Origin of the sequence: Paraburkholderia sp. RL17-373-BIF-A (assembly GCF_046030175.1) — a bacterium.
In the GTDB taxonomy this organism is placed as follows: Bacteria; Pseudomonadota; Gammaproteobacteria; order Burkholderiales; family Burkholderiaceae; genus Paraburkholderia.
Window position 1 is genome coordinate 89,358 of sequence record NZ_JARESO010000013.1, and the last position, 22,248, is coordinate 111,605.

Below are 22,248 nucleotides of genomic sequence, written 5' to 3' on the forward strand. Positions count from 1 at the left end.
CTCAGTTGACGTTCGTTTGACGTTCGTTGATGTCGCTTATCGCCTGGCTGATGCGCGAGATTCAATACTCAGGCTGCGAGCGGATGCGCGTCCCGCTCCTCCCACCAGACCACCACGCGCGCGTCGGGACCGAGCCGCGCCGGGTCGTAATCGCCGTCGCTCACGAGCGAGACCAGTTCGGGCGAGCCGTCGAGCGGATCGAGCGTTACGCGTAGATGCGTGCCCTGATATTCGGCTTCACGCACTGTGCAAGGCACGCCGCCGATGCGCGTCAAGCCGTTGTCGCCGCTCGCGGTCTGCACCGGCGTAATGCCATGCGGCACGATGCGCAGATGATCGGCGCGCACGGTAAACGACCGGCCATTGGTATTGAAGACGTTGTGGCCGCCGAGAAAGCGCGCGACGAATTCGGTGCGCGGACGATTGAACACTTCGTGCGGCGTGCCGCTTTGCTCGATACGGCCATGGCTCATCACCACGACGAGATCGGCCAGCGCCATCGCTTCTTCCTGCGAATGCGTAACGTGTACGAAGGTAATGCCGAGTTCCTTCTGCCAGCGCTTGAGTTCGGCGCGCATCTGCACGCGCAGGAACGGGTCGAGCGCGGAGAGCGGTTCGTCGAGCAACAGGCAGCCCGGCCGGTTCAGCAACGCGCGGGCGAGCGCGACACGTTGTTGCTGGCCGCCGGATAGCTGCGCCGGTTTGCGTTCGCCATACGCCGACATGGCGACCAGTTCGAGCAACTCAGCGGCGCGCTTGCGCCGTACGTCCTTGGCGATGCCGCGCATCTTCAGGCTGAACGCGACGTTGTCGAGCGCGCTCAGATGCGGAAACAGCGCGTAGTTCTGGAACACCATGGCCGTGCCGCGAGCAGCGGGCTCGGCGCGCGTGACGTTGCGGCCGGCAATCAGAATGTCACCTTCGGTGACCGATTCATGCCCGGCGATCATGCGCAAGGTCGAGGTCTTGCCGCATCCCGACGGCCCGAGCAGGCAGCAGTACTGGCCGCCGGCGATGCGCAGATCGATCGCGTCGACGGCGAGCGAGTCGCCATATTGCTTCGACACGTGCACGAGTTCGATGTCGGCGGCTTTGGTTTCGAGCACCGTTGAAGCAGACTGAATCATGAAGAGGTGTCCTCGTGAACGACGAAAAAGCGACGAAAAAGCGGCGAAGAAGCGACGAAGAGCAAGGCGCACGAAAACCAATGCCGCGCCTGATCGACGCCAAGCAAATGCAAGACATGTGCCATCGTTCGCATCGCGAGGTTGATCGATTGCCGACGCGCCGGTGTGCTTAACGTCTACGAGTTGGCTCACATATTGCAAACGATCCGCAGCGTCGATCGTTAGCGATTTCAACGATTCTTTTTGCGCGATCACGGTGCGTGCCGGGTCCGTCGCGGGGCATGAACTGGCCATTCCGGTTCATGCGCTGCTGCGGCCAAGCGCTTTTCCTCACCCACGGCTTCTTCAAATGAACGACACACGGAACATGCCCGCTGCAGAGAACCGCGCGCGTCAATTGCTCGCCACGCATGGCCGCTTCGCGTACCGCCCGATCACCGACAGCGACGCGTACCGCTGGCCCGGCGGCAGCGGCCTCGCGGTTTATCTGGGCTTCAACATCGAGCACTTTGCCTTTGGGGAAGGGCTCGGCGCCGCGCTCGGTCCGGTCTCGCCGCAGCCGGATGTGCTGAACCATAGCTGGCGCGAGTACGGCAATCGCGTCGGTGCGTGGCGCTGCATCGAACTGTTCGATCAACTTGAGTTGCCCGCGGGCACGCTCATCAACACCGCGCTCTACGATCATTGCCCGGAGTTGATCGCAGCCTGCGTGGCGCGCGGCGACGAACTGATCGGGCACGGCCACACGAATGCGCATCGCCAGAGCGATCTCGACGAAACCAGCGAGCGTGAGCTGCTTCTGCATTGCCGCGAACGGATCGCGGAAGTGTCCGGCACAGCGCCGCACGGCTGGCTTTCGCCGTGGATTTCGGAGTCGCACTTGACGCCTGATCTGCTCGCCGAGACCGGCTACCGCTATACGCTGAACTGGTGTCACGACGATCGTCCCGTGCGAATGGCCACGCGCGGTGCACCGCTGTGGTCGATCCCATATCCGCAGGAACTCAACGATCTGCCGATGATGGTGGGCCGCCATATGGATGGCCGTGCCTTCGCCGATATGATCATCGACCAGTTCGACGAGATGCTCGAACAGGCCAATCGCGGCGCGCAGCCGCAGGCACTCGTGATGGGTATCGCACTGCATCCGTATCTGGTCGGGCAGCCGTATCGCTTGCGGCATCTGCGCCGCGCGTTCGAACATATCGCCGCGGCACGTGCCCGAGGCGACACGTGGATCACCACGCCGGGCGCGATTGCGAATCAGATGGACGTGCTGGAGCGGGACGGTATCGTGCGCCCGGCGGTTGCGTGAACGCGAAAGCCGGCGCGGCCACCGCAAAGAAAGTCGTGAAAGACGACGCGGATCAAGACGCACGCATCTACCAGTCGATTTTCGACGGCGTGCTGAATCATCGTCTGACGCCGGGCACGAAGCTGCCGGAGCCCGAGTTGTGCCAGTTGTTCGGCGTGGGCCGCGCGGTGGTGCGACGCGTGCTGGAAAAGCTCGCGTATGACGGTATCGTCGTGTTGCGGCCGAACAAGGGCGCAGTGATCGCCGAACCCACGCCCGAGGAAACTCGCGAGATCTTCGAGGCGCGACGCTCCGTCGAACGGATGCTGGTCGAGCTGGCCGTGCAGCGCGCGAACGCCAAAGACATCAAGGCATTGCGTCAACAGCTCGCGAGCGAACATGAAGCGATGCATCGCTTCGACCAGCCTTCGTGGGCGACGCTCGCCAGCGGTTTTCATATGCGCATCGCCGCGCTGGCGCGCAACTCGATTCTGCAAAACTATCTGAAGGAACTGGTCTCGCGCTGCTCGCTGATCGTCGGCGTGTATGAACCGCCGGGGCATGCGCCGTGCGAGCACGCGGAGCATGCGGCAATCGTCGATTGCATCGAGGCGCGCGATGCAGCGGGCGCGATCGCGCATATGGAAGCGCATCTGCGCGACCTCGAAGAACGCATCGAAACCTCGCGGATGCGCGGCGAAAAAAGCCTCGGCCAGTTGCTCGGCATCACCGCATCAGCGACTCCCAACTAGGCGGCGGACATGGAAATCGACTTCGAAGCGATCACCGAATACCAACGTTACAAACTGATGGCGAGCCTGATCGTGCCGCGTCCGATCGCACTCGTCACCACGCTCGGCGCGGACGGCACGATCAACGCCGCGCCGTTCTCGATGTTCAATATGCTCGGCGAGGAGCCGCCGATCGTGATGATCAGCGTCAACCGCGTGGCCGACGGCACGCTGAAGGACACGGCGGTAAATATCGTGCGCACCGGCGAGTTCGTGGTGCATCTCGCGGACGAAGCCATTGCCGGGAAAATGCACCGCTGCGGAGAACGGTTGCCGCCGAATGTAAGCGAGCTTGCCGAGGTCGGCTTGACGCCGGTGCCGAGCTCGCATGTCAAGCCGCCGCGCATCGCCGAAGCGCCGGTCGCGTTCGAGTGCACGACATGGGAGACGCTGGAGACGACGAGCCGGCAGATTTTCATTGGACGCGTGCACCGGCTGCACGCGCGGGACGAGTTGATCGACACGGAAACGTGGCGCGTGCGCTTGCAACACTATTTCCCGGTGGGCCGCTTCGGCGCGAGCGACTATGTGACGACGCGGGACCGCTTCACGTTAGAGTGACGCGTCGGCGCCCATCGCGTCAAACAGCAAGCGCGCGGCCATCGCTGCGAGGATCGTGCGCGCCCGTCGCCGACCCGTCCGCCTCGATGCGAATCACGCCGGGATGCCCCGCCAACGGACTTTGCGCATCGATCGCGCTCACTTCATGTCCGCGTGCGGCGAGCGCAGCGAAGACGTCGGCGCCGGCGTCCGCTTCGAGTTTCAATGCATCACGCGTGTCGGAGAAGGTCTTGCCGAGCAGAAAACGCGGGCGCGCGAGGGCGCTCAGCGGGTCCATGCCGTAGTCGATCAGCCGCGTGAGAATCGCGGCCAGCGTTTGCGGCTGACCGTCCGCGCCTTGCGTGCCGAACAGCAGTTGCGGGCGGCCGTCCTTCACGTACATGCCGGGGTTGAGCGTATGGAAAGGCCGTTTGCCTGGCTGCACGGCGTTGTGATGCGCGGGGTTCGTGCTGAACGACGCGCCGCGGTTGTGCCACAGAATACCGGTGTCGCCCGCCACCACGCCGCTGCCCCAGTCGAAGTAAACCGTTTGCAGCACGCTCACGCTGCGGCCCTCGCGATCCGTCGCGCCGATGAATACCGTATCGCCCGGACGGAAAACATGCGGCCATACGCGTGCTTTGCGCTGATGGATCGAGCGGGCATGGGCGTCGAGCGTGGCAGGCGAGAGCATCTCTTCGACCGGCACGATGTTGAACTCGGGATCGCAGACGAAGCGGTCGCGATCCACGAACGCGCATTTAACGGCTTCCACCAGCAGGTGATAGTAATCGGCGCTGCCTTCCGGAATCGATCCAAGATCGAAGCGCTCCAGCGTGCCCATGATCTGCAAGGTCGTCACGCCTTGCGTGGGCGGCTGCAGGCTCACCAGTTCGCCGCCGCGATAAGCGACACGCAGCGGCGCTTCGTTGCGCGCATGCGTGCGGGCGAGGTCGCTAGCAGTGAGTGGCGAACCGGCTTGCCGGAGACCATCGGCAATTCGCTCAGCGAGGTCGCCTTCATAGAATTCGCGCGCGCCGAAACGCGCAATGCGCTCGATGCTTTTCGCCAACGCCGGTTGCACGAAGCGCTCGTCGATCGCGGGAATAGGGCCATGCGGCGCGAAAGTTGCCGCGAAACCGGGCAACGCCTGCAATTCGCCGGCGCGCATGGTTTGCCAGAAATGCTGTGACGGCGTGACGGGGAAGCCGTCAGCGGCAAGCTCGTGCGCTCGGTCGAACAGCGACGACCACGACTGCATGCCGCCCCAAACGCTTTGGCTGATTTCGTAAGCCTGATTCCATGTATCGACGGTCGCGGCGGTGGTGATCGCGGACGCGGGACCGCGCAACGGGATCGCGCCGTTGAACGCCGGCAGTTGCGCCGCGGCCTGGCCGATGCCCGATAACGTGCGCAACGTGCCTTGCCGGTCGCCGATCACCCAGAAGGCGTCGCCGCCAAGGCCCGTGAAGTGCGGGTACGTCACGCACAGCGCCGCGCCGATCGCGATGGCGGCTTCGATGGCATTGCCGCCCGCGCGCAAGACATCGCGGCCGGCCTCGCTGGCTAACGCATGAGGACTGGTGACCATGCCGCCGTGGGTGCCGGCGGGATTTGGATTGTGCATCGAAGCTCCGCTACTGAAGGTTCGCCGGAAGGTGCCGCGAGTATAGACCGCCAATTGTTAGATGATGTGAGCCGCGAATCGCACGTGGGCCAGCGCGCTTTGCAAACGCTAAACACATTGCGCGATGTCTGCGCGCCTGGCGATTCGGCCCGCGCGGCGAACCGCGTTGATTCGTCGGATTCGTTGCGCTCGCGTGCCGCGAATGCTTCGGTCATACGCGTAAGCGGCAAGATCACGAAACGAGGCGCGCGAAAAGTTGCGTGCGTTCATCATGGCCGTCGCGTCGCAGCCGGCGTTCCCGATGCGCGCGTCGGCGCGAATCCAGGGCGCGTGAGCCCCGAGTTGGTGAGCGCTGCACCATCGGCAGCGCGGCGCGGCGTCGTTTCAAGCGCGGCACGGCCACTGTGACTGAAGCAGTGAAGCGCCGTCCGGCTCGGCTTTGAACCGATTTTCCGCGATCAAATAAGCAACTGGCATAGCTCCTGCTAATTTGAGTCCAAACTTGTATTCAAGATTGAACTCAAGGAAAAACAGGTGCCCATTTCCTCACCCATGACGGTCAAAGGTCTACTCGCGGCATACGCCGCGGGCAGCCTCACGCCGACCGAAGCCGTGACCTCGGCGCTAGCGCAGATCGATGCCATCGACCGGCCGGAAGTCTGGATTCTGCGCGTGCCGACAGCCGACGTGCAGGCCCGCGCGAAAGCGCTCGAAGCGTTATACGAAGCGCAGGGCAGCGCCGTGTTCGAACAGATGCCGCTGTTCGGCGTGCCGTTCGCGGTCAAGGACAACATCGACGTAACCGGCCTGCCGACCACGGCCGCTTGCGACTCCTTCGGCTATACGCCGGACACATCGGCCTTCGCCGTGCAGCGGCTCATCGACGCCGGCGCCATCCTGATCGGCAAGACCAATCTCGATCAGTTCGCCACCGGCCTGGTCGGCACGCGTTCGCCGTATGGCGCCGTGCGGCACACTGAGTCGCCCCTGCGCGTGTCGGGTGGTTCGAGTGCGGGCTCCGCGGTCGCGGTAGCGGCGGGTTGCGTAGCGTTTTCGCTCGGCACCGACACCGCGGGTTCGGGTCGCGTGCCGGCGGGATTCAACGGTCTGGTCGGTCTGAAACCTTCGCTGGGACTGGTCAGCAAACGCGGCGTGGTGCCCGCGTGTCGAAGCCTCGACACGATCTCCGTGTTCGCCCACGACGTCGACGATGCCTGGCGCGTGCTCAACGAAATCGCCTGTTTCGATGCGCTCGACGGCTACTCGCGCAAGGTGCCGAGCCTTGGCCTGCTGCGTTCGGCGCCGCGCATCGGTGTGCCGGAGCGGTTGGAGTTTTACGGCGACGCCATCGCGGGTCGGGCGTTTTCAACCGCACTCGACACGCTCACGACGCATCTCCATCTGCCGACGCAAGCGATCGACTTTGAACCGCTCAAGGCCGTTTCCGCGTTGCTCTACGACGGCCCGTGGGTCGCGGAACGGCGCGCGGCGCTCGGCACATTCTTTGAAACCCATCACGAAGCGATAGATGCGGTCGTGGCCAAAGTGATCGGCAAGGCTGAGCAGTTCAGCGCCGCCGATGCCTTCAATGGCCAGTACGCGCTGGCCGATCTCAAGCGGCACGCCGAAGCGCTCTTCGACACGATCGATATCCTGATCGTGCCCACCACGCCGACGCATCCGCTGATCGCCGACGTGCAGGCCAATCCCGTCGAACTGAACAGCCAGCTCGGCTACTACACCAACTTCGTCAACCTGCTCGATCTGTGCGCGCTGGCCGTGCCGTGCCAGCGGCGCAGCGACGGTTTGCCGGCCGGCGTCACGCTGATCGCACCGAGTGGCGCGGACCGCCGTCTCGCCGAACTCGGCGCGCGGATTCAGGCTTTGTTCGCGAATGCCGCCGAGGCGTTAGCAGCAACGCCCACGCTCATCCAGCCGTTGCCGTTCCAGGAGCCCACCATCACCCTCGCGGTGGTCGGCGCTCATCCGCGCGGCCAGCCGTTGAACTGGCAGCTCCAGGAAGCCGGCGCGCGTTTCGTGAAAGCGACGCACACCGCGCCCGGCTACAAGCTCTACGCGCTCGCCAACACGCAGCCGCCGAAACCCGGTCTCGTGCGCGCGACGCAGCAGCAAGGCCAGCCGATCGCCATCGAACTATGGGAAGTGCCGCTGCGCACCTTCGGCCAATTCGTCGCCGACGTGCCCGCGCCGCTCGGCATCGGCACGTTGCAACTCGCCGACGGCCACAGCGTGAAAGGTTTCATCTGCGAGCCGTCGGCCGTGGATGACGACAGCGGCGCGCTCGACATCACGCCGTTCGGCGGCTGGCTCGCGTATCTCGCCAGCCTGAAGTGAAACACGTCAACCGATCCCCGGACCCGCGCTCTTTAACCTTCGATCGGGAATTGGACGCCATGACCAGCCGCCGCCATTTCATCAAGAACGCCAGCCTGTCGACGCTCGGCAATATTCTGCCCATCCAGTCGGTGTTCGCCGCGCCGAAGACCACCGTCGGCGAGATCTACGTCGGCGCGCGTGGCGACTACGGCGACAACCAGGCACAGGCGCAAGCCGCCGCGGTGATCAAGAAGATGCCGGACGTGAAGGTGGTGGAAGAAGAGAACGTGCCCGAGACCATCGCCGTGCAGAAGACGATGGAAGCGATGATCGAACAGGACGGCGCCACGCTGATCTTCGCGACCTCGTTCGGCTACTTAGACCCGCACGTGCTGAAGATGACCGCGAAGTATCCGAAGGTGCGATTCGCTCATTGCGGCGGTTTGTGGAAGCAGGGCAACCCGCGCACGTGAGCCTTATCGCCAAGCCATGAAACGCTGATAACAAGAAAAAAGGGACCTTGGCATCATGAACGACGACCCGACCAATCTGCTGGAGACGCCCGCCGCGCCGGCCGCGGCCAACCCGCTCGCCGAGCAGGTTTATCAGCAGCTCAAAAACGACATCTTCAGCTTTCGCCTGTTTCCCGGCGACCGTTTTTCGGAGAACGGCATTGCGCAACACTACGGCGTATCACGCACGCCGATGCGCGACGGTCTGTTCCGTCTGCAACGCGAAGGCTATCTGGAAGTGGGTTTCCGGCGCGGCTGGAAAGTGTCGCCGATCAATTTCGATCAGCTCGATCAGCTCTACGATCTGCGCATCGTGCTGGAAGTCGCGGCGGTGGAGCGGGTCGGCGCGGGCGGCGATATCGCGCATGCGGCCGTCGAGGAATTGAAAGCGATCTGGTGCGTCGCGCCGGAATTGCGTGAGAGCGATCCGGTGAAAATGTTCGGCATTGACGAAAACTTTCACCGTCAACTGGTCGCCGCCACCGGCAATGCGGAAATGCTGCGCGTGCATAACGAAGTGACCGAGCGCATCCGCATCGTGCGGCGGCTCGATTTTCTGAAGCCGCACCGCACCAGCGCCACTTACGACGAGCATGCCACCATGCTCAACCTGATCGAACGCAACCGCCTGACCGAAGCCATCATTCTGCTGCGCGCGCATATCACGCAGAGCAAGCTGGAAGTGCGCAAGATCACACTGTCGATGCTCGCCGCGGCGCGCGATAGCAAGCTGCCCTTCGTGTCGTGAGCGGCTTGAATCTCCTGATGCGAGCCAGGCTCACTCGTAAGAGAACGCCCCGCCGAACTTGTCGATCCGTTCGAGCGCCATACCCGAGCCGCGCACCACGCAGGTCAGCGGCGCTTCGGCGACGAACACCGGCAAGCCGGTTTCCTCGGCGAGCAACCGGTCGAGATCGCGCAGCAGCGCACCGCCACCCGCCAGCATGATGCCGCGCTCGGCGATGTCCGCGCCGAGTTCCGGCGGCGTCTGTTCCAGCGCGATCTTCACGGCCGAGACGATCTGGTTGAGCGGATCGGTCAGCGCTTCGAGAATCTCGTTGCTGGACACCGTGAAGCTGCGCGGAATCCCTTCGGACATATTGCGGCCCTTGACTTCCATTTCCTTGACCTCGGAGCCCGGAAACGCGGAGCCGATTTCCTTCTTGATCGCTTCGGCCGTTTGCTCGCCGATCAGCATGCCGTAGTTGCGGCGAATGTAGTTGACGATCGCGTCGTCGAACTTGTCGCCGCCCACGCGCACCGAGCCTTTATAGACGATGCCGCCGAGCGAGATCACGCCCACTTCCGTGGTGCCGCCGCCGATATCGACCACCATCGAGCCGGTCGCTTCCGACACCGGCAAGCCCGCGCCGGTGGCCGCGGCCATCGGCTCCTCGATCAGATAGACCTGCGAGGCGCCCGCGCTATGCGCCGCCTCCTTGATCGCGCGCCGCTCCACCTGAGTGGACCCGCACGGCACGCAGATGATGATGCGCGGCGACGGCGCGAACATACGCGACTCGTGTGCCATCTGGATGAAGCGCTTGATCATCTGCTGGGTGATGTTGAAGTCGGCGATCACGCCGTCCTTCATCGGGCGGATCGCCTCGATATTGCCCGGCACCTTGCCGAGCATCTGTTTTGCTTCCTTGCCGACGGCCAGAATGATCTTCTTGCCGTTCGGACCGCCTTCCTGACGAATCGAGACCACCGAGGGTTCATCGAGAACGATGCCCTTGCCGCGCATGTAAATCAGGGTGTTCGACGTGCCGAGGTCGATTGCCAGGTCGTTGGAAAAATAGCCGCGCAGAAAACCGAACATGCAAATTCCTGTCTCTCGGAAGTCGGGCGCAAAAGCGCCGCTTGGAGTGCCGCCCGAAGGCGGCAGGCGACCAGTTGACGGTCGGGAGAGACGCAAGAATAACAGTTTCGGGTCTGCGGGCTATTTCAGCTGTTATGGATGCCGTGCCTGGCGGGTCGCTTACTGCGCGTTGGCGAGTGCCGGATCGATATAGGCGCTCACATTCTGCGACTGTTTGTACACGGCGTTGCGCACGTTGAACTTGTCGGCGTTCACGCTCGAACCGTACACGGAGTCGAGCCCGTCGCCCTTGGTGAAGGCTTTCCTGGCCGCGGCGGAGTCAAGCAGATGCGTGCCTTTCAGCAAGGGCAGATACTGCGCCGGCGTGAGACCGACCCGCGCGGACATGATCTTGACCGCGTCCGGCTGTGTCTTCGGATCGTTGATATAGGCCACGCAGCGGTACCAGACCTTGATCACCTTGGCCCAGTCCGCCTTGCGCGATTGCAGGCTGACGGGATTGACGGTGATCGCGTCGTAGATCAGGCCGGGGGCGTCGGCGGAGGTGAAGATCGGCCGCGAGCCCGGCACGCGTTTGAGCGCTTCGCCCGCGTTCGGCTGCCAGGCGCCGACCGCGGCGACGTCGCCGGACGAGGCGAGCACCTGCGGCAATTCGTTGGTCTTCGCATTGACGAGCGTCAGGTCCGATTCCTTCAGCGCGTGTTTTTCGAGCGCCGTGTCGAGCAGCAGGTGATCGACGAGGCCCATTTCGACGCCGACCTTCTTGCCCTTCAATCCTTCCACTGTGCGCACCGGCGGCTTGGCGACGATCATGTCGTTGCCGCTCGAATAGTCGGTCAGCAGGATCATCACGTTCTTCGCGCCGCTTGCACCGGTCACGAGCGCGTCGCCGTTGGTCGCGCCGACCGCGTCGAGCTTGCCGGCGGAGAACGCATCGAGCGACGCCGAGTAATCGAACCACTGGAAATTGACGTCCACGCCGGCTTCCTTGAACCAGCCTTTTTCGATGGCGACCTGGAAGGCGACGAAGCCGGGCCAGTCGCTATAGCCGATGGCGAGCGGCGCGGCCGCTTGCGCCGGCGTGGCGGCAAGACCCGCGGTAAGACCGAGAGCGAGTGCGGCGGCGGCCGTGGCGAGGGCGCCACGCACGCGAAGGGCCGAGGCGAAGCGGGCAGGCAAGGCGAGTGAAGCACGGGAAGTGCGGACGGATTCGAAGCGTTTCATCGTTTTCTCCAGGAGACCGGTCAATTGCGATTGTTGAGTTGGACCGCGCGGCGACTGCGCGATGAAACAACATGACCGGTTCCCGCGAGCAAGCTACGATCAAGCGCGGAAACTGCGGGAGACACACACCGGCCACGGAGAGGCACGATAGACATTGCTATCGCCAATCTCCCGGGCTTTTGTCCCGCCGTGTAGTGCGGCCGTCGGTTCGTGCTTGCAATGAAGCCTGCATCGAACCAGTCGGCGCACCGGGCTGCTCTCGGACCAGACATTCTCGCGAACCGGAACCCTAGCATCCCTAAGATGCGACGCTGCCGCACCTCTCGGTCAAACATCTAGCGAGAAATATGCCAGCGGGATTTGCGGCGGAGAGTATGCGGACGCTTTACCCCCACGTCCCGCGTAGGCACTGTCAATCCAGCGCCGCAAACCGTTGATGCACATAGGCAAGAAACTGCTCCAGACGTTCTTCGATCGAGGCCGCGAGGCGCACCTGCTTGATGCGGCGATCCGCGGCGGAACTCGTCTCCAGCAGCCAGCCGCTGTCGATCAACTCCTGCACGTAGCGCACGGCGGTGCGGCGGCTCACGCCCGGCATGAATTCGTAGAGCGCGGTCTTGGCGAAGTAGTCGTCCTGATCCACCCACATGCGGCAGAACAGATCGCTGTAGTTCAGGTCGTTCAGGCCGAGATCGCCGAAATGCGCCGACCACTGCCAGTCCATGTCGAGAATGGCGCGCGCGACGGCTTGCCCCTTGGTACGCGCAATTTTCTTCTTCATCGATTCACCACGAGGAGGAGGGCTGCACAGTTTAAGTGCTAATTGAGCCGGAAATCGGGCGCGCGGAAATAATGTGCGGCCACGCTCCGATAGTTTATTGACTCGTGCTTTTCATGTGTACTATTGCATGCAATTTTGCATGCAAATGGAGAAGCGATGAAATTCGAATTGTTCAAAACGTTCTGGGGATTCGACGGCGGTCCTCGCGATGCCGCTCCGCTCGTGCGGGCAGCCGGCTTCGACGGCATCGAAGCGCCCGTGCCGGCCGGCGGCGCGGCGCGCGACGCGTTTGCGCAGGCCATCGCGGACGAAGATTTTAGTTTCATCGCGGAGATTACTACGGCCGGCAGCTATGTGCCGGAGCGTTCGGCGACGCCGGCCGATCATCTGCGGGACTTCGAGGAGAAGATCGTCTGGGGCAAGCCGCTCGAACCGCGCTTCTTCAACGTGATGGCCGGTTGTGACGCGTGGCCGGCGGCGGTACAGGTGGACTTTTTCTCGCGCGCCGTGGAGATCGCCGCGAAACACGACGTGATCTGCAGCTTCGAAACGCATCGCGGGCGCTCGTTCTACAACCCGTGGATCACTCGCGACGTCGCGCGCGCCGTGCCCGCGCTCAAGCTGACCTGCGACTTCAGCCATTGGGTGTCGGTGTGCGAGCGGCTGCTCGACAGCGAGTGGGACACGATTCTCGAACTGGCGCCGCATGCGCATCATCTGCATGGGCGTGTCGGTTATCCGCAAGGTCCGCAGGTGCCGCACCCGGCGGCGCCCGAGTACGCGGACTGCCTCGCCTCGCATCAGCGCATCTGGGAAGCGCTGTGGACCGCGCAGATCGAGCAGGGCTACACCCTCACGACGATGACGCCGGAGTTCGGCCCCGACGGCTATCTGCACACGCTGCCGTTTACGAACGCGCCGGTGGCCGATCTGTGGGAGATCAACACATGGATGGGCCGCGAGGAACGGCGCCATCTGGCTGCATTTCTCGCCGCCCGTGAGGTTCGCGGCGGACGGCAAACGCACACTAACCCGCAGCTTGCGTAGGCGCCTCTCATGAGCCAAACCCACACCCGTTTTCAGCAGTTACCCATCGTCGACGTCAGCGGCCTTTTCAGCGACGACAAGAACCAGCGCCTCGCGACCGCGCGCGAACTCGATCGCGCGGCACGCGAGGCCGGCTTCTTCTATGTCACCGGCCACCAGGTATCACGCGAACAGCAGCGCGCGCTGATCGAGCAGGCCAAGCGCTTCTTCGCCGCCGAACATGACTGGAAGATGCGCTACTACATCGGCAAGTCGGCCGCGCATCGCGGCTACGTGCCCGAAGGCGAGGAAGTTTTCGCGGCCGGCAAGCGCGACAGGAAGGAAGCCTTCGACACCGGCCGCGAACTGCCCGCCGACGACCCCGACGTACGCGCCGGCACGCCGATGCTCGGCCCGAATAGCTGGCCCGAACAAGCGGGTTTTCGCGAGGCGGTGGGCGGCTATTACGAAGCGGCATTCGAACTCGGCCGCGCCCTGTTTCGCGGCTTCTCGCTTGCGCTCGGCTTGCCCGAACAGCACTTCGACCAGTATCTGCGCAAGCCGCCGAGCCAGTTACGCCTGATCCACTATCCGCTCGATCCATCCGCGGAAGACCGCCCCGGCATCGGCGCGCATACCGACTACGAATGCTTCACGATCCTGTTGCCGACCGCGCCCGGACTTGAAGTGATGAACGGCGAGGGCGAGTGGATCGATGCGCCGCCGGTCGAGAACGCGTTCGTCGTGAACATCGGCGACATGCTGGAAGTGTGGACAGGCGGGACCTATGTCGCGACGTCGCATCGCGTGCGCAAAGTGAGGGAGGAGCGCTACTCGTTCCCGCTCTTTTTTGCCTGCGACTATCACACGATCGTCGCACCGCTGCAGCAGTTCGCGACGCCCGAAGCGGTGGCGAAATATCCGCCCGTGTCGGCCGGCGACCATCTGTTCGCGCAGACGGCGCAGAGCTTTACCTATCTGAAGGAACGTCTCGAACGAGGGGAGTTGGTGTTGCCCGACGGTTCGAAGGCCTTGGCGAGCTTCGGCCAGCAGGCGCGCTATGCGAGCACGGAACTGGATGCCCAAGGTTGAGTGTCACGACAACAGCGCCGCTCTGACTACGAGCGGCGCTGCTGCTTTTGCAGTTCGATGAAACGTGCCGACATCAGGGTGTACAGCGCGCGTCGAATAGCGGCAAGCGTCGGCATGGTCGAGTGATGAAGGTGGTGGACGTGGTGCATTGATACGCACACACCATGCCATCGGCTAGAGCCATCGCCAGTGTCGCGCGCGCTCATATCGAGCCCAATCGTGGTGCCCGGCGCATTCAACTGGTGCGGATTCACAAACGACGCTGGTGCGCGTGCCGCCGACCCTCACCTAGCAAACTGAATCGCTCATCACATCCAATCCCTTGCCACGCCGCGCTTGCCGCATGCTCGACATGAGCCTGGCACACAACTCGCTTAGCTACGCAGCGAGAGGTGCGAAGTAATTTGCATCATCTTCAGGATCGCTAGGGTTCCGGTCGAGTGCTTCATGCGCACGATGCCTGGTCCGAGAGCAATCCGGTCTTGCCGTTCACCTTCTTTCAAGGCGCCGGCGAGGCTCCACGGAGGGATAAAAGCCCGGGAGGTCGCGATGTCGGTCAATCGCCCTCTCACGCTTATTCCCAACCGATACCCTGGAGCCTCCATGTCGACGCAATCCCCTGTCGAACTCGCACCGATCCCGCATGTGGCGTGGGAAACGGTGATTCCCGCCGGCACGCACTGGTCCGGCGTGCTGCGCCGTGGCATGGCGTTGCGCGTGGTCGATACCGAAGGCGGCGCGAACCTGGCCGCCGTGCTCTACCGGCACGACGAACCGCTCGAACGCTACAACATGGCCGATACGCTGAAGGCGCAGCACACCGCGCATCTGACGCGCGGCCACGTGCTCTATTCGGATATGGGCCGCGTGCTGGCCTCGATTACCGCCGACACGCTCGGCTGGCACGACCCGCTCGGCGGCGTCGGCGACGCGGAACTGTTCGCCGCAAAATACGGCGTGGCCCGCTATCAGCAGCATCGCAATGCGATGATCCGCAACGGCCGCGACAGCCTGTTGCTCGAACTGGCGAAGCATGGGCTCGGCACACGCGACCTCGTCGCCAACATCAACTTCTTCAGCAAACTCGCGATCGGCGAGGACGGCGCGCTCGACTTCGTGGTGGGCCATTCGCCGGCCGGCGCCGCGTTCGACCTGCGCTTCGAAATGGATACGCTCGCGGTGTTTTCGAGCGCGCCGCATCCGCTCGACCCTTCATCCGAATACGAACCGAGGCCCGTCAAGCTGATCGCGTACCGCGCGTATGCGGCCGACGCCTGCGTACCGGCCGACGATCCCTGCCGCTCGGCGTGCCCCGAGAACGGGCGCGGCTTTGTCAACACCGACCGTCTGTTCGTTTAAGGAGACCCGCGATGCCTATCATCGAAAGTAAGCTCGAACTCCGTCATGCGGTCTACGACCTCACACTGCCTTCCGGCGAACCGTGGCTGCACGAAGTCAAGCGCGGACAGGTGTTCCGCATTCTCGACCTGGAAGGCAATCAGGCGGTCGACACGCTGTTCTATAACAGCGCCGATCCGCTCGAACGCTATAGCGCGCAGGACACGATCCGCGCGCAACGCAATCTTTATCTGTCCGCCGGCAGCGTACTGGTGTCGAACCTCGGCAAGCCGATGCTGAGCATCGTGGCCGACACGTGCGGCCGCCACGACACGCTCGGCGGCGCTTGCGCGGCCGAAAGCAACACGGTGCGCTACACGCTCGACAAGCGCTACATGCATAGCTGCCGCGACAGCTTCCTGCATGCGATCACGCATTGCACATGCGGCGTGGGGACGCGACTCAACAAGCGCGACATCGTCAGCAACATCAACTTCTTCATGAACGTGCCGGTGACGCCGCTCGGCAAACTGACCTTCGAGGACGGCATCTCCGCGCCGGGCAAATACGTCGAGATGCGCGCCGAGATGGATGTCACCGTGCTGATTTCGAACTGCCCGCAGTTGAACAATCCGTGCAACGGCTATAACCCGACGCCCGTGCGACTGACGATATGGGACGCCCAATGAGCTTCCGCAAAGTCCTGATCGCCAATCGCGGCGAGATTGCCTGTCGAGTGATACGCACGCTCAAGCGGCTTGGCATCGCGTCGGTCGCGGTGTACTCCGAAGCCGATCGCCACGCCATGCATGTGATGCTCGCCGATGAAGCCGTGTGCATCGGCCCGGCGCTCGCGGCGCAGAGCTATCTGAACAGCGCTGCGATTCTCGAAGCGGCGCGCGCGTGCGGCGCCGACGCCGTGCATCCCGGCTATGGTTTTCTGTCCGAGAATGCGGCCTTCGCGCAAGCGTGCGACGACGTCGGGATTCGCTTCATCGGCCCAACGCCCGCGCAGATGCGCGAGTTCGGCCTGAAGCACACGGCGCGCGAACTTGCGCGAGCCAACGACGTCGCCTTGCTGCCCGGCACCGCGCTCCTGCCCGACGTGGGCGCGGCGTTGCGCGAGGCGGAGGCGATCGGCTATCCGGTAATGTTGAAAAGCACCGCGGGCGGCGGCGGGATCGGCATGTCGCTGTGCCGCGACGCGGTGCAACTGGAGAGCGTGTTTGCGTCGGTCGCGCGGCTCGGCGAGGCGAACTTTGCCAACGCGGGCGTGTACCTCGAAAAGTTCGTGGAAAACGCGCGCCACGTCGAAGTGCAGATTTTCGGCGATGGCCGTGGCGGCGTGATATCGCTCGGCGAACGCGATTGCTCGGTACAGAGGCGCAACCAGAAGGTGATCGAGGAGACCCCCGCGCCTGGACTCACACACGCGGAACGAAGCGCGCTGCATGCGAGCGCCGTGCGGCTCGCCCAGGCGGTGAAGTACAAATCCGCGGGCACCGTGGAGTTCGTTTTCGATGCCGACACGCGCCGTTTCTATTTCCTCGAAGTGAACACGCGATTGCAGGTGGAGCACTGCGTTACGGAGGAAGTCACGGGTATCGATCTGGTCGAGTGGATGATTCGCGAGGCCGCGGGTGAACTCGCGCCGCTCGACACGCTGGCGCCGGCGCCGCAGGGCGCGAGCATCCAGGTGCGCCTGTATGCGGAAGACCCGCACAAGCAGTTTCAACCGAGTGCGGGCGTGCTGACGCATGTCGCGTTCGCCGCCGACGCGCGGGTCGACACCTGGGTCGATTCCGGCACGGAAATCAGCGCGTTCTACGATCCGTTGCTCGCGAAGCTGATCGTCAAAGGCGAGACGCGCGAGGCCGCGCTTGCCGCGTTGCGTGCCGCGCTCGAACAAACGCAGCTCTACGGTATCGAGACGAATCTCGACTATCTGCGCGCCATAGCCGGCTCGGCGACGTTTGCGCGTGGTGAGCAGACCACCGCGTTCCTGTCGCGCTTCATGTTCGCGCCGCATACGATCGACGTGCTCGACGGCGGCGTGCAGACCACGGTGCAGCAGACGCCGGGGCGCACCGGCTACTGGGACATCGGCGTGCCGCCGTCGGGTCCGATGGACGATCTGTCGTTCCGCCTCGCCAACGAACTGCTCGGCAATCCCGCCGACGCCGCGGGGCTCGAATGCGCGATGGTCGGCGCCACGCTGCGCTTTAACACCGCGACGCTCTTCGTGCTGGGTGGCGCGCCGCTTGCCGCCACGCTCGACGGCGAAGCGGTCGTACTCTGGCAGGTCACACGCGCGCCGGCGGGTTCGGTGCTCAAGCTCGGCGGCGTGACGGGCGCGGGCATGCGCGCGTGTCTCGCGCTCAAGGGCGGTCTGCAAGTGCCGGACTATCTGGGCAGCAAGGCGACCTTCACGCTCGGCCAGTTCGGCGGCCACGCGGGGCGCGCGCTGCGCAAGGGCGACGTGCTGCATCTCGCCGACGGCGCGGGCCGCGGCGAAGCGGGCGCGCAACTGGATCCGGCGCGGGTGCCGGTGCTGACGCACGACTGGACGCTCGGCGTGCTCGACGGCCCGCACGGCGCGCCCGATTTCTTCACGCCCGACGACATCGCGATGCTCTACGGCACGCGCTGGACAGTGCACTACAACTCCAGCCGTACAGGTGTGCGCCTGATCGGCCCGAAGCCGCAATGGGCGCGCACGGACGGCGGCGAGGCGGGGCTGCATCCGTCGAATATTCACGACAACGCGTATGCGGTCGGCGCGGTGGATTTCACCGGCGACATGCCCGTGATTCTCGGCCCTGACGGTCCGAGCCTGGGCGGCTTTGTCTGTCCGGTCACCGTGGTGGGCGAGGAGTTGTGGAAGCTCGGTCAACTGCGCCCCGGCGATACGGTGCGCTTCGAACGGGTGCCGGTCCTAGCGGCGGAACGCGTGACGCAGGCGAGCGAGCCGGCCCACGATTGCATCCTCTATCGCGATCCTACCGCGGGCGAGGGCACCGGCGTGGTCTATCGCCGCTCCGGCGATCAGAACGTGTTGATCGAATACGGTCCGCTCGTGCTCGACCTGAACCTGCGCTTTCGCGTGCATGCGTTGATGAACTGGCTCGACGCGCACCGCTTGCCGGGCATCGTCGATCTGACGCCGGGCATCCGTTCGCTGCAGGTGCATTTCGACCCGCGCGTGCTGTCGCACGACGCTTTGCTCGCGCATCTGCAGCAGGCCGAGCGCGAGCTGCCCGCCGTGGACGCGATGCGCGTGCCCAACCGCATCGTGCATCTGCCGCTCTCCTGGGACGACCCGTCGACGCGGATCGCGATCGAACGCTACATGCAATCGGTGCGTCCCGACGCGCCGTGGTGCCCGAGCAATATCGAGTTCATCCGCCGCATCAACGGGCTGAATAGTATCGACGACGTGAAGCGCATCGTGTTCGACGCGCGCTACCTGGTCATGGGTCTAGGCGACGTGTATCTCGGCGCGCCGGTCGCCACGCCGCTCGATCCGCGCCACCGGCTCGTCACCACCAAATACAACCCGGCGCGCACCTGGACGCCGGAGAACGCGGTGGGCATCGGCGGTGCGTATCTGTGCGTGTACGGCATGGAAGGGCCGGGCGGCTATCAGTTCGTCGGCCGCACCGTGCAGATGTGGAACCGCTATCGCACGACGCGCGAATTCGAGGCGGGCAAGCCCTGGCTGCTGCGCTTCTTCGATGAGATCCGTTTCTACGAAGTCAGCGAGGCCGAACTGGCCGAGCTGCGCACGGATTTCATCGCGGGCCGCGCGAGTCTGAAGATCGAGGAGTCCATGTTCGATCTCGGCGCGTACAACCGCTTCCTGAAGGCCGAAGCCGAGTCGATCGCCACCTTCAAAGGCGCGCAGCAAGCCGCCTTCGACGCGGAACGCGAGCGCTGGAACGCGGCCGGACATGCCGAGTACGTCGGCGAAACGGATGGCGATGCAGCCGCCGGCAACCCTGCGAACGACGCGCTTGCGGCCGGCCAGCAAGGCATCGTCGCCGACGTGTCGGGCAGCGTCTGGAAGCTGCTGGTCGGCAAAGGCGAACGGGTGAGCGACGGGCAAGTGGTGGCGATCGTCGAGTCGATGAAGATGGAAATCTCCGTCACCGCGATCGGCGACGGCGTGATCGAAACGATCGACTGCGCGGAGGGCGCGGCGGTCGTCGCGGGTCAACGCTTGATGGTGATGCGCGCCGGCATTGCAGCCGACGCCGCCGAGGAGGCTACGTGCAAATGAAATCACCCGACGATCTGTTCCCGTCCATGTCGATCGCCGGGCTGCGGGCGCGCTACCGCGCCGGCAGTCTCACGCCCGCGCAACTGGTGGACGCGATTGCCGCCCGCACCTCGGGCGACGACCCGCATCACGCGTGGATCCGCCCGTTGAGCCGCGCTGAGATGATGCGTTACGCCGATGCGCTCGAAGGCCGTGACATGCACACGCTGCCGCTCTACGGCGTGCCGTTCGCCATCAAGGACAACATCGATCTGGCGGGGATTCCGACCACCGCCGCGTGTCCGGCCTATGCGTACACGCCCACGGCCAGCGCTGCGGTGGTCGCGCGCCTGATCGCCGCCGGCGCGATTCCGATCGGCAAGACCAATCTCGACCAGTTCGCCACCGGCTTGTCCGGCCAGCGCTCGCCGCATGGCGCGTGCCGCAACGCGCTCGATCGGCGTTACGCGTCGGGCGGTTCGAGTTCCGGCTCGGCGGTATCGGTCGCGCTCGGGCTGGCGGCGTTTTCGCTGGGCACCGACACGGCCGGATCGGGACGCGTGCCCGCGGCATTTCACGGCCTGATCGGGCTGAAGCCGACCAAGGGCGTGTTGAGCACGCTCGGCGTGGTGCCGGCGTGCAAATCGCTCGACTGCGTGTCGATCTTCGCGCGCTCGGCGAACGACGCGCAGTGCGTGTTCGACGCCGCGCGCGGCGTGACGGCGGACGACCCGTATGCGCGCGAATTCCAGCCGCCGCAGACATCCGCACCGCTTGCCACGCAAGCGTCGCTGCGCGGTGTGCGCTTCGGCGTGCCGCGCGCGAGCCAGCTCGAATTTTTCGGCGACGCCTCATACGCGCACGCTTTCGACGCCGCGCTGACGTGCTTGCGTGCGGCCGGCGCCGAACTGATCGAAATCGACTTCGAGCCGTTCCTCGCCACCGCGCGGCTGCTCTACGAAGGGCCGTGGGTGGCGGAGCGGCTCGCGGCGATCCGCGAGTTCGTCGACACGCAGCCCGACGCGCTGCATCCGGTGATCCGCGAGATTATCGGCGGCGCGGCGCGCTGGAGCGCGGCCGATGCGTTCGCCGCCTTCGACCGCCTCGCGTTCCTGCGCATGCAGGCCGCCGACGTCTGGCAGCGGATCGACGCCATCGTCACGCCGACCTCGGCGACGACCGCCACCGTCGACGAACTGGAAGCGGACCCGATCCGGGTGAATTCGCGCTTCGGCTACTACACGAACTTCGTCAACCTGCTCGACCTGTCCGCGCTGGCGGTGCCGGCCGGCGTCTGCACGGTCGGCAAACACGCGGGTCTGCCGTTCGGTGTGACCTTTGTCGCGCGCGCGCACGAGGACGCCATGCTGCTCGATCTGGCGCGTGCGTGGCTCGACGAAAGCAACGAAATCGACAAAATCGACGAAAGGGCCGCGGTCCCGACGTTCGCCCACGACGCAACCGCAGTCCGCCCCGGAGAATCACATGGCCGTCATTGACAGAACCGAATGGTTCGCGGTGCGCCGCGAACTCTCCGCGCGCGGCAAATGGCTGCTGGGCGCGGGCTCGTTCCTGCTGCCGCTTCTCGTCTGGTGTCTGGTCAGCTACGTGCCGATCATCTGGCATCCGCAGGTGCTGATCGACAGCCCGGGCAGCGTCGACTATTTCCAGCCGGGCATGCGCGTCGACAAGGAGGTGTTCGCCGACGAACTTGCCCACGCGCGCGAGGCCCATACGGCCTTGCCGGCAGGCGAGCCGGTCAACCCGGTGTATCTGCCCGCGCCGCATGAAGTGCTGCGCGCGTTCTACACCGCGTTTACCACGCCGCCCGCATCGCGCGACGGCGTGTGGCTGCATCAGAGCCTGTGGCACAGCATTCAGGTGATTTTCTGGGGCTTCGTGCTGTCGTCGGTGATCGGCGTGCCGATCGGCATCGTGTGCGGCACGTACAGCGCGATCGCCCGCCTGCAGGAGCCGTTCTTCGAGTTCTTCCGCTACTTGCCGGCGCCCGCGTTCGGCGCCTTGATGGTGGCGATCCTCGGCATTTACGACGGCCCGAAGATCGCGATCATCGTGATCGGCACGTTGTTCCAGCAGGTGCTGATCGTGGCCAACACCACCCGCAAGCTCGAGTACGGCCTGTTCGAAGCCGCCATGACGCTCGGCACGAAGAAGCTCAAGCTGCTCACCCATGTGGTGATTCCCGGCATCCTGCCCGACCTGTACCGCGACCAGCGCATTCTGCTCGGCTGGGCGTGGACCTACCTGATCGTGGCGGAACTGGTCGGCACCAGTTCCGGCATCACCTGGTACATCACGCAGCAGGCGCGCTACGAGCACTTCGACAACGTCTACGCGGCGATCATGATGATCGGCATCATCGGGCTCGGCACCGATCTCGTGCTGGCCTTGCTCGGCCGCAAGCTGTTCCCGTGGGACCGCACGCTCAAGGCGTAGTGGACGGCTTCGTGACACGGCC

Annotated in this window: 19 protein-coding genes, 1 pseudogene and 2 riboswitches; of the genes and pseudogenes, 14 read left to right on the forward strand and 6 right to left on the reverse strand. The window is 64.6% G+C overall.

Annotated features, from left to right (window positions below; genetic code table 11):
• Nucleotides 1-68 precede the first annotated feature (68 nt).
• Nucleotides 69-1,127 (reverse strand): ABC transporter ATP-binding protein, encoded by a 1,059-nt coding sequence (locus P0D80_RS18145; protein WP_408285820.1) that lies wholly within the window; start codon nt 1,125-1,127, stop codon nt 69-71.
• A 14-nt stretch (nt 1,128-1,141) separates the two neighbouring features.
• Between P0D80_RS18145 and P0D80_RS18150 the strand changes: the two genes are divergently transcribed.
• From P0D80_RS18150 to P0D80_RS18165, 4 genes are all read left to right on the forward strand, one after another.
• On the forward strand, nt 1,142-1,300 hold the full coding sequence (locus P0D80_RS18150) for a hypothetical protein (protein ID WP_408285822.1): 159 nt from the start codon (nt 1,142-1,144) through the stop codon (nt 1,298-1,300).
• 176 nt (nt 1,301-1,476) lie between these two features.
• The gene (locus P0D80_RS18155) at nt 1,477-2,442 is read left to right on the forward strand and encodes a polysaccharide deacetylase family protein (protein WP_408285824.1); all 966 of its coding nucleotides are present in this window, start codon (nt 1,477-1,479) and stop codon (nt 2,440-2,442) included.
• A complete protein-coding gene (locus P0D80_RS18160; RefSeq protein ID WP_408285825.1) occupies nt 2,439-3,173 on the forward strand; it encodes a GntR family transcriptional regulator in 735 nt (244 codons plus the stop codon). Before P0D80_RS18155 ends, P0D80_RS18160 begins: the two co-directional genes overlap by 4 nt.
• A 9-nt stretch (nt 3,174-3,182) precedes the next feature.
• Nucleotides 3,183-3,773, forward strand: coding sequence for a flavin reductase family protein (locus P0D80_RS18165; protein WP_408255102.1), 591 nt, complete (start codon nt 3,183-3,185; stop codon nt 3,771-3,773).
• A 19-nt stretch (nt 3,774-3,792) separates the two neighbouring features.
• On the opposite strand, the gene P0D80_RS18170 is transcribed toward P0D80_RS18165, so the two are convergent.
• Nucleotides 3,793-5,379: a gamma-glutamyltransferase family protein gene (locus P0D80_RS18170; protein WP_408285827.1), complete on the reverse strand. Its 1,587-nt coding sequence runs from the start codon at nt 5,377-5,379 to the stop codon at nt 3,793-3,795.
• Nucleotides 5,380-5,931: 552 nt separating this feature from the next.
• On the opposite strand from P0D80_RS18170, the gene atzF (P0D80_RS18175) reads away from it, so the two are divergent.
• The 3 genes and pseudogenes from atzF (P0D80_RS18175) (at nt 5,932) to P0D80_RS18185 (ending at nt 8,976) form a co-directional block, all read left to right on the forward strand.
• The gene (gene atzF, locus P0D80_RS18175; RefSeq protein WP_408285928.1) at nt 5,932-7,734 is read left to right on the forward strand and encodes an allophanate hydrolase; all 1,803 of its coding nucleotides are present in this window, start codon (nt 5,932-5,934) and stop codon (nt 7,732-7,734) included.
• Between the two features lie 59 nt (nt 7,735-7,793).
• Nucleotides 7,794-8,180, forward strand: a pseudogene (locus tag P0D80_RS18180) (BMP family ABC transporter substrate-binding protein); the annotation flags it as partial.
• 64 nt (nt 8,181-8,244) lie between these two features.
• On the forward strand, nt 8,245-8,976 hold the full coding sequence (locus P0D80_RS18185) for a GntR family transcriptional regulator (protein WP_132377225.1): 732 nt from the start codon (nt 8,245-8,247) through the stop codon (nt 8,974-8,976).
• A gap of 30 nt (nt 8,977-9,006) precedes the next feature.
• Here the strand turns inward: P0D80_RS18185 and P0D80_RS18190 are convergent, their stop codons facing one another.
• From P0D80_RS18190 to P0D80_RS18200, 3 genes are all read right to left on the reverse strand, one after another.
• Nucleotides 9,007-10,050, reverse strand: coding sequence for a rod shape-determining protein (locus P0D80_RS18190; RefSeq protein WP_007177320.1), 1,044 nt, complete (start codon nt 10,048-10,050; stop codon nt 9,007-9,009).
• A 159-nt stretch (nt 10,051-10,209) separates the two neighbouring features.
• Nucleotides 10,210-11,274 carry an ABC transporter substrate-binding protein gene (locus tag P0D80_RS18195; RefSeq protein ID WP_408285830.1) on the reverse strand — a complete coding sequence of 355 codons (1,065 nt, stop codon included), beginning with the start codon at nt 11,272-11,274 and terminating at the stop codon, nt 10,210-10,212.
• Nucleotides 11,275-11,440: 166 nt separating this feature from the next.
• Nucleotides 11,441-11,578, reverse strand: a riboswitch (guanidine-I (ykkC/yxkD leader).
• Between the two features lie 108 nt (nt 11,579-11,686).
• A complete protein-coding gene (locus P0D80_RS18200; protein WP_408255093.1) occupies nt 11,687-12,055 on the reverse strand; it encodes a MarR family transcriptional regulator in 369 nt (122 codons plus the stop codon).
• A gap of 156 nt (nt 12,056-12,211) precedes the next feature.
• Between P0D80_RS18200 and P0D80_RS18205 the strand changes: the two genes are divergently transcribed.
• A complete protein-coding gene (locus P0D80_RS18205; protein ID WP_408285831.1) occupies nt 12,212-13,102 on the forward strand; it encodes a sugar phosphate isomerase/epimerase family protein in 891 nt (296 codons plus the stop codon).
• 9 nt (nt 13,103-13,111) lie between these two features.
• Nucleotides 13,112-14,173: an isopenicillin N synthase family dioxygenase gene (locus P0D80_RS18210; protein ID WP_408285833.1), complete on the forward strand. Its 1,062-nt coding sequence runs from the start codon at nt 13,112-13,114 to the stop codon at nt 14,171-14,173.
• Between the two features lie 26 nt (nt 14,174-14,199).
• Here the strand turns inward: P0D80_RS18210 and P0D80_RS18215 are convergent, their stop codons facing one another.
• Nucleotides 14,200-14,427: a hypothetical protein gene (locus P0D80_RS18215; RefSeq protein WP_408285835.1), complete on the reverse strand. Its 228-nt coding sequence runs from the start codon at nt 14,425-14,427 to the stop codon at nt 14,200-14,202.
• Between the two features lie 159 nt (nt 14,428-14,586).
• Nucleotides 14,587-14,718: riboswitch (guanidine-I (ykkC/yxkD leader) on the forward strand.
• 58 nt (nt 14,719-14,776) lie between these two features.
• On the opposite strand from P0D80_RS18215, the gene P0D80_RS18220 reads away from it, so the two are divergent.
• Genes P0D80_RS18220 through P0D80_RS18240 form a run of 5 tightly spaced genes read left to right on the forward strand, consistent with a single transcriptional unit; the run spans nt 14,777 to nt 22,226 of the window.
• A complete protein-coding gene (locus tag P0D80_RS18220; protein WP_408180133.1) occupies nt 14,777-15,532 on the forward strand; it encodes an urea amidolyase associated protein UAAP1 in 756 nt (251 codons plus the stop codon).
• Nucleotides 15,533-15,543: 11 nt separating this feature from the next.
• Complete coding sequence (locus P0D80_RS18225) at nt 15,544-16,200, forward strand: urea amidolyase associated protein UAAP2 (RefSeq protein WP_408285837.1); 657 nt, start codon at nt 15,544-15,546, stop codon at nt 16,198-16,200.
• Nucleotides 16,197-19,790, forward strand: a complete 3,594-nt coding sequence (uca, locus tag P0D80_RS18230; RefSeq protein WP_408285838.1) for an urea carboxylase — start codon at nt 16,197-16,199, stop codon at nt 19,788-19,790. The genes P0D80_RS18225 and uca overlap by 4 nt, the downstream gene beginning before the upstream one ends.
• Nucleotides 19,787-21,268: an allophanate hydrolase gene (atzF, locus tag P0D80_RS18235; RefSeq protein WP_408285840.1), complete on the forward strand. Its 1,482-nt coding sequence runs from the start codon at nt 19,787-19,789 to the stop codon at nt 21,266-21,268. The genes uca and atzF (P0D80_RS18235) overlap by 4 nt, the downstream gene beginning before the upstream one ends.
• Nucleotides 21,255-22,226 (forward strand): ABC transporter permease, encoded by a 972-nt coding sequence (locus P0D80_RS18240; protein WP_408180130.1) that lies wholly within the window; start codon nt 21,255-21,257, stop codon nt 22,224-22,226. Before atzF (P0D80_RS18235) ends, P0D80_RS18240 begins: the two co-directional genes overlap by 14 nt.
• Nucleotides 22,227-22,248: the final 22 nt, after the last annotated feature.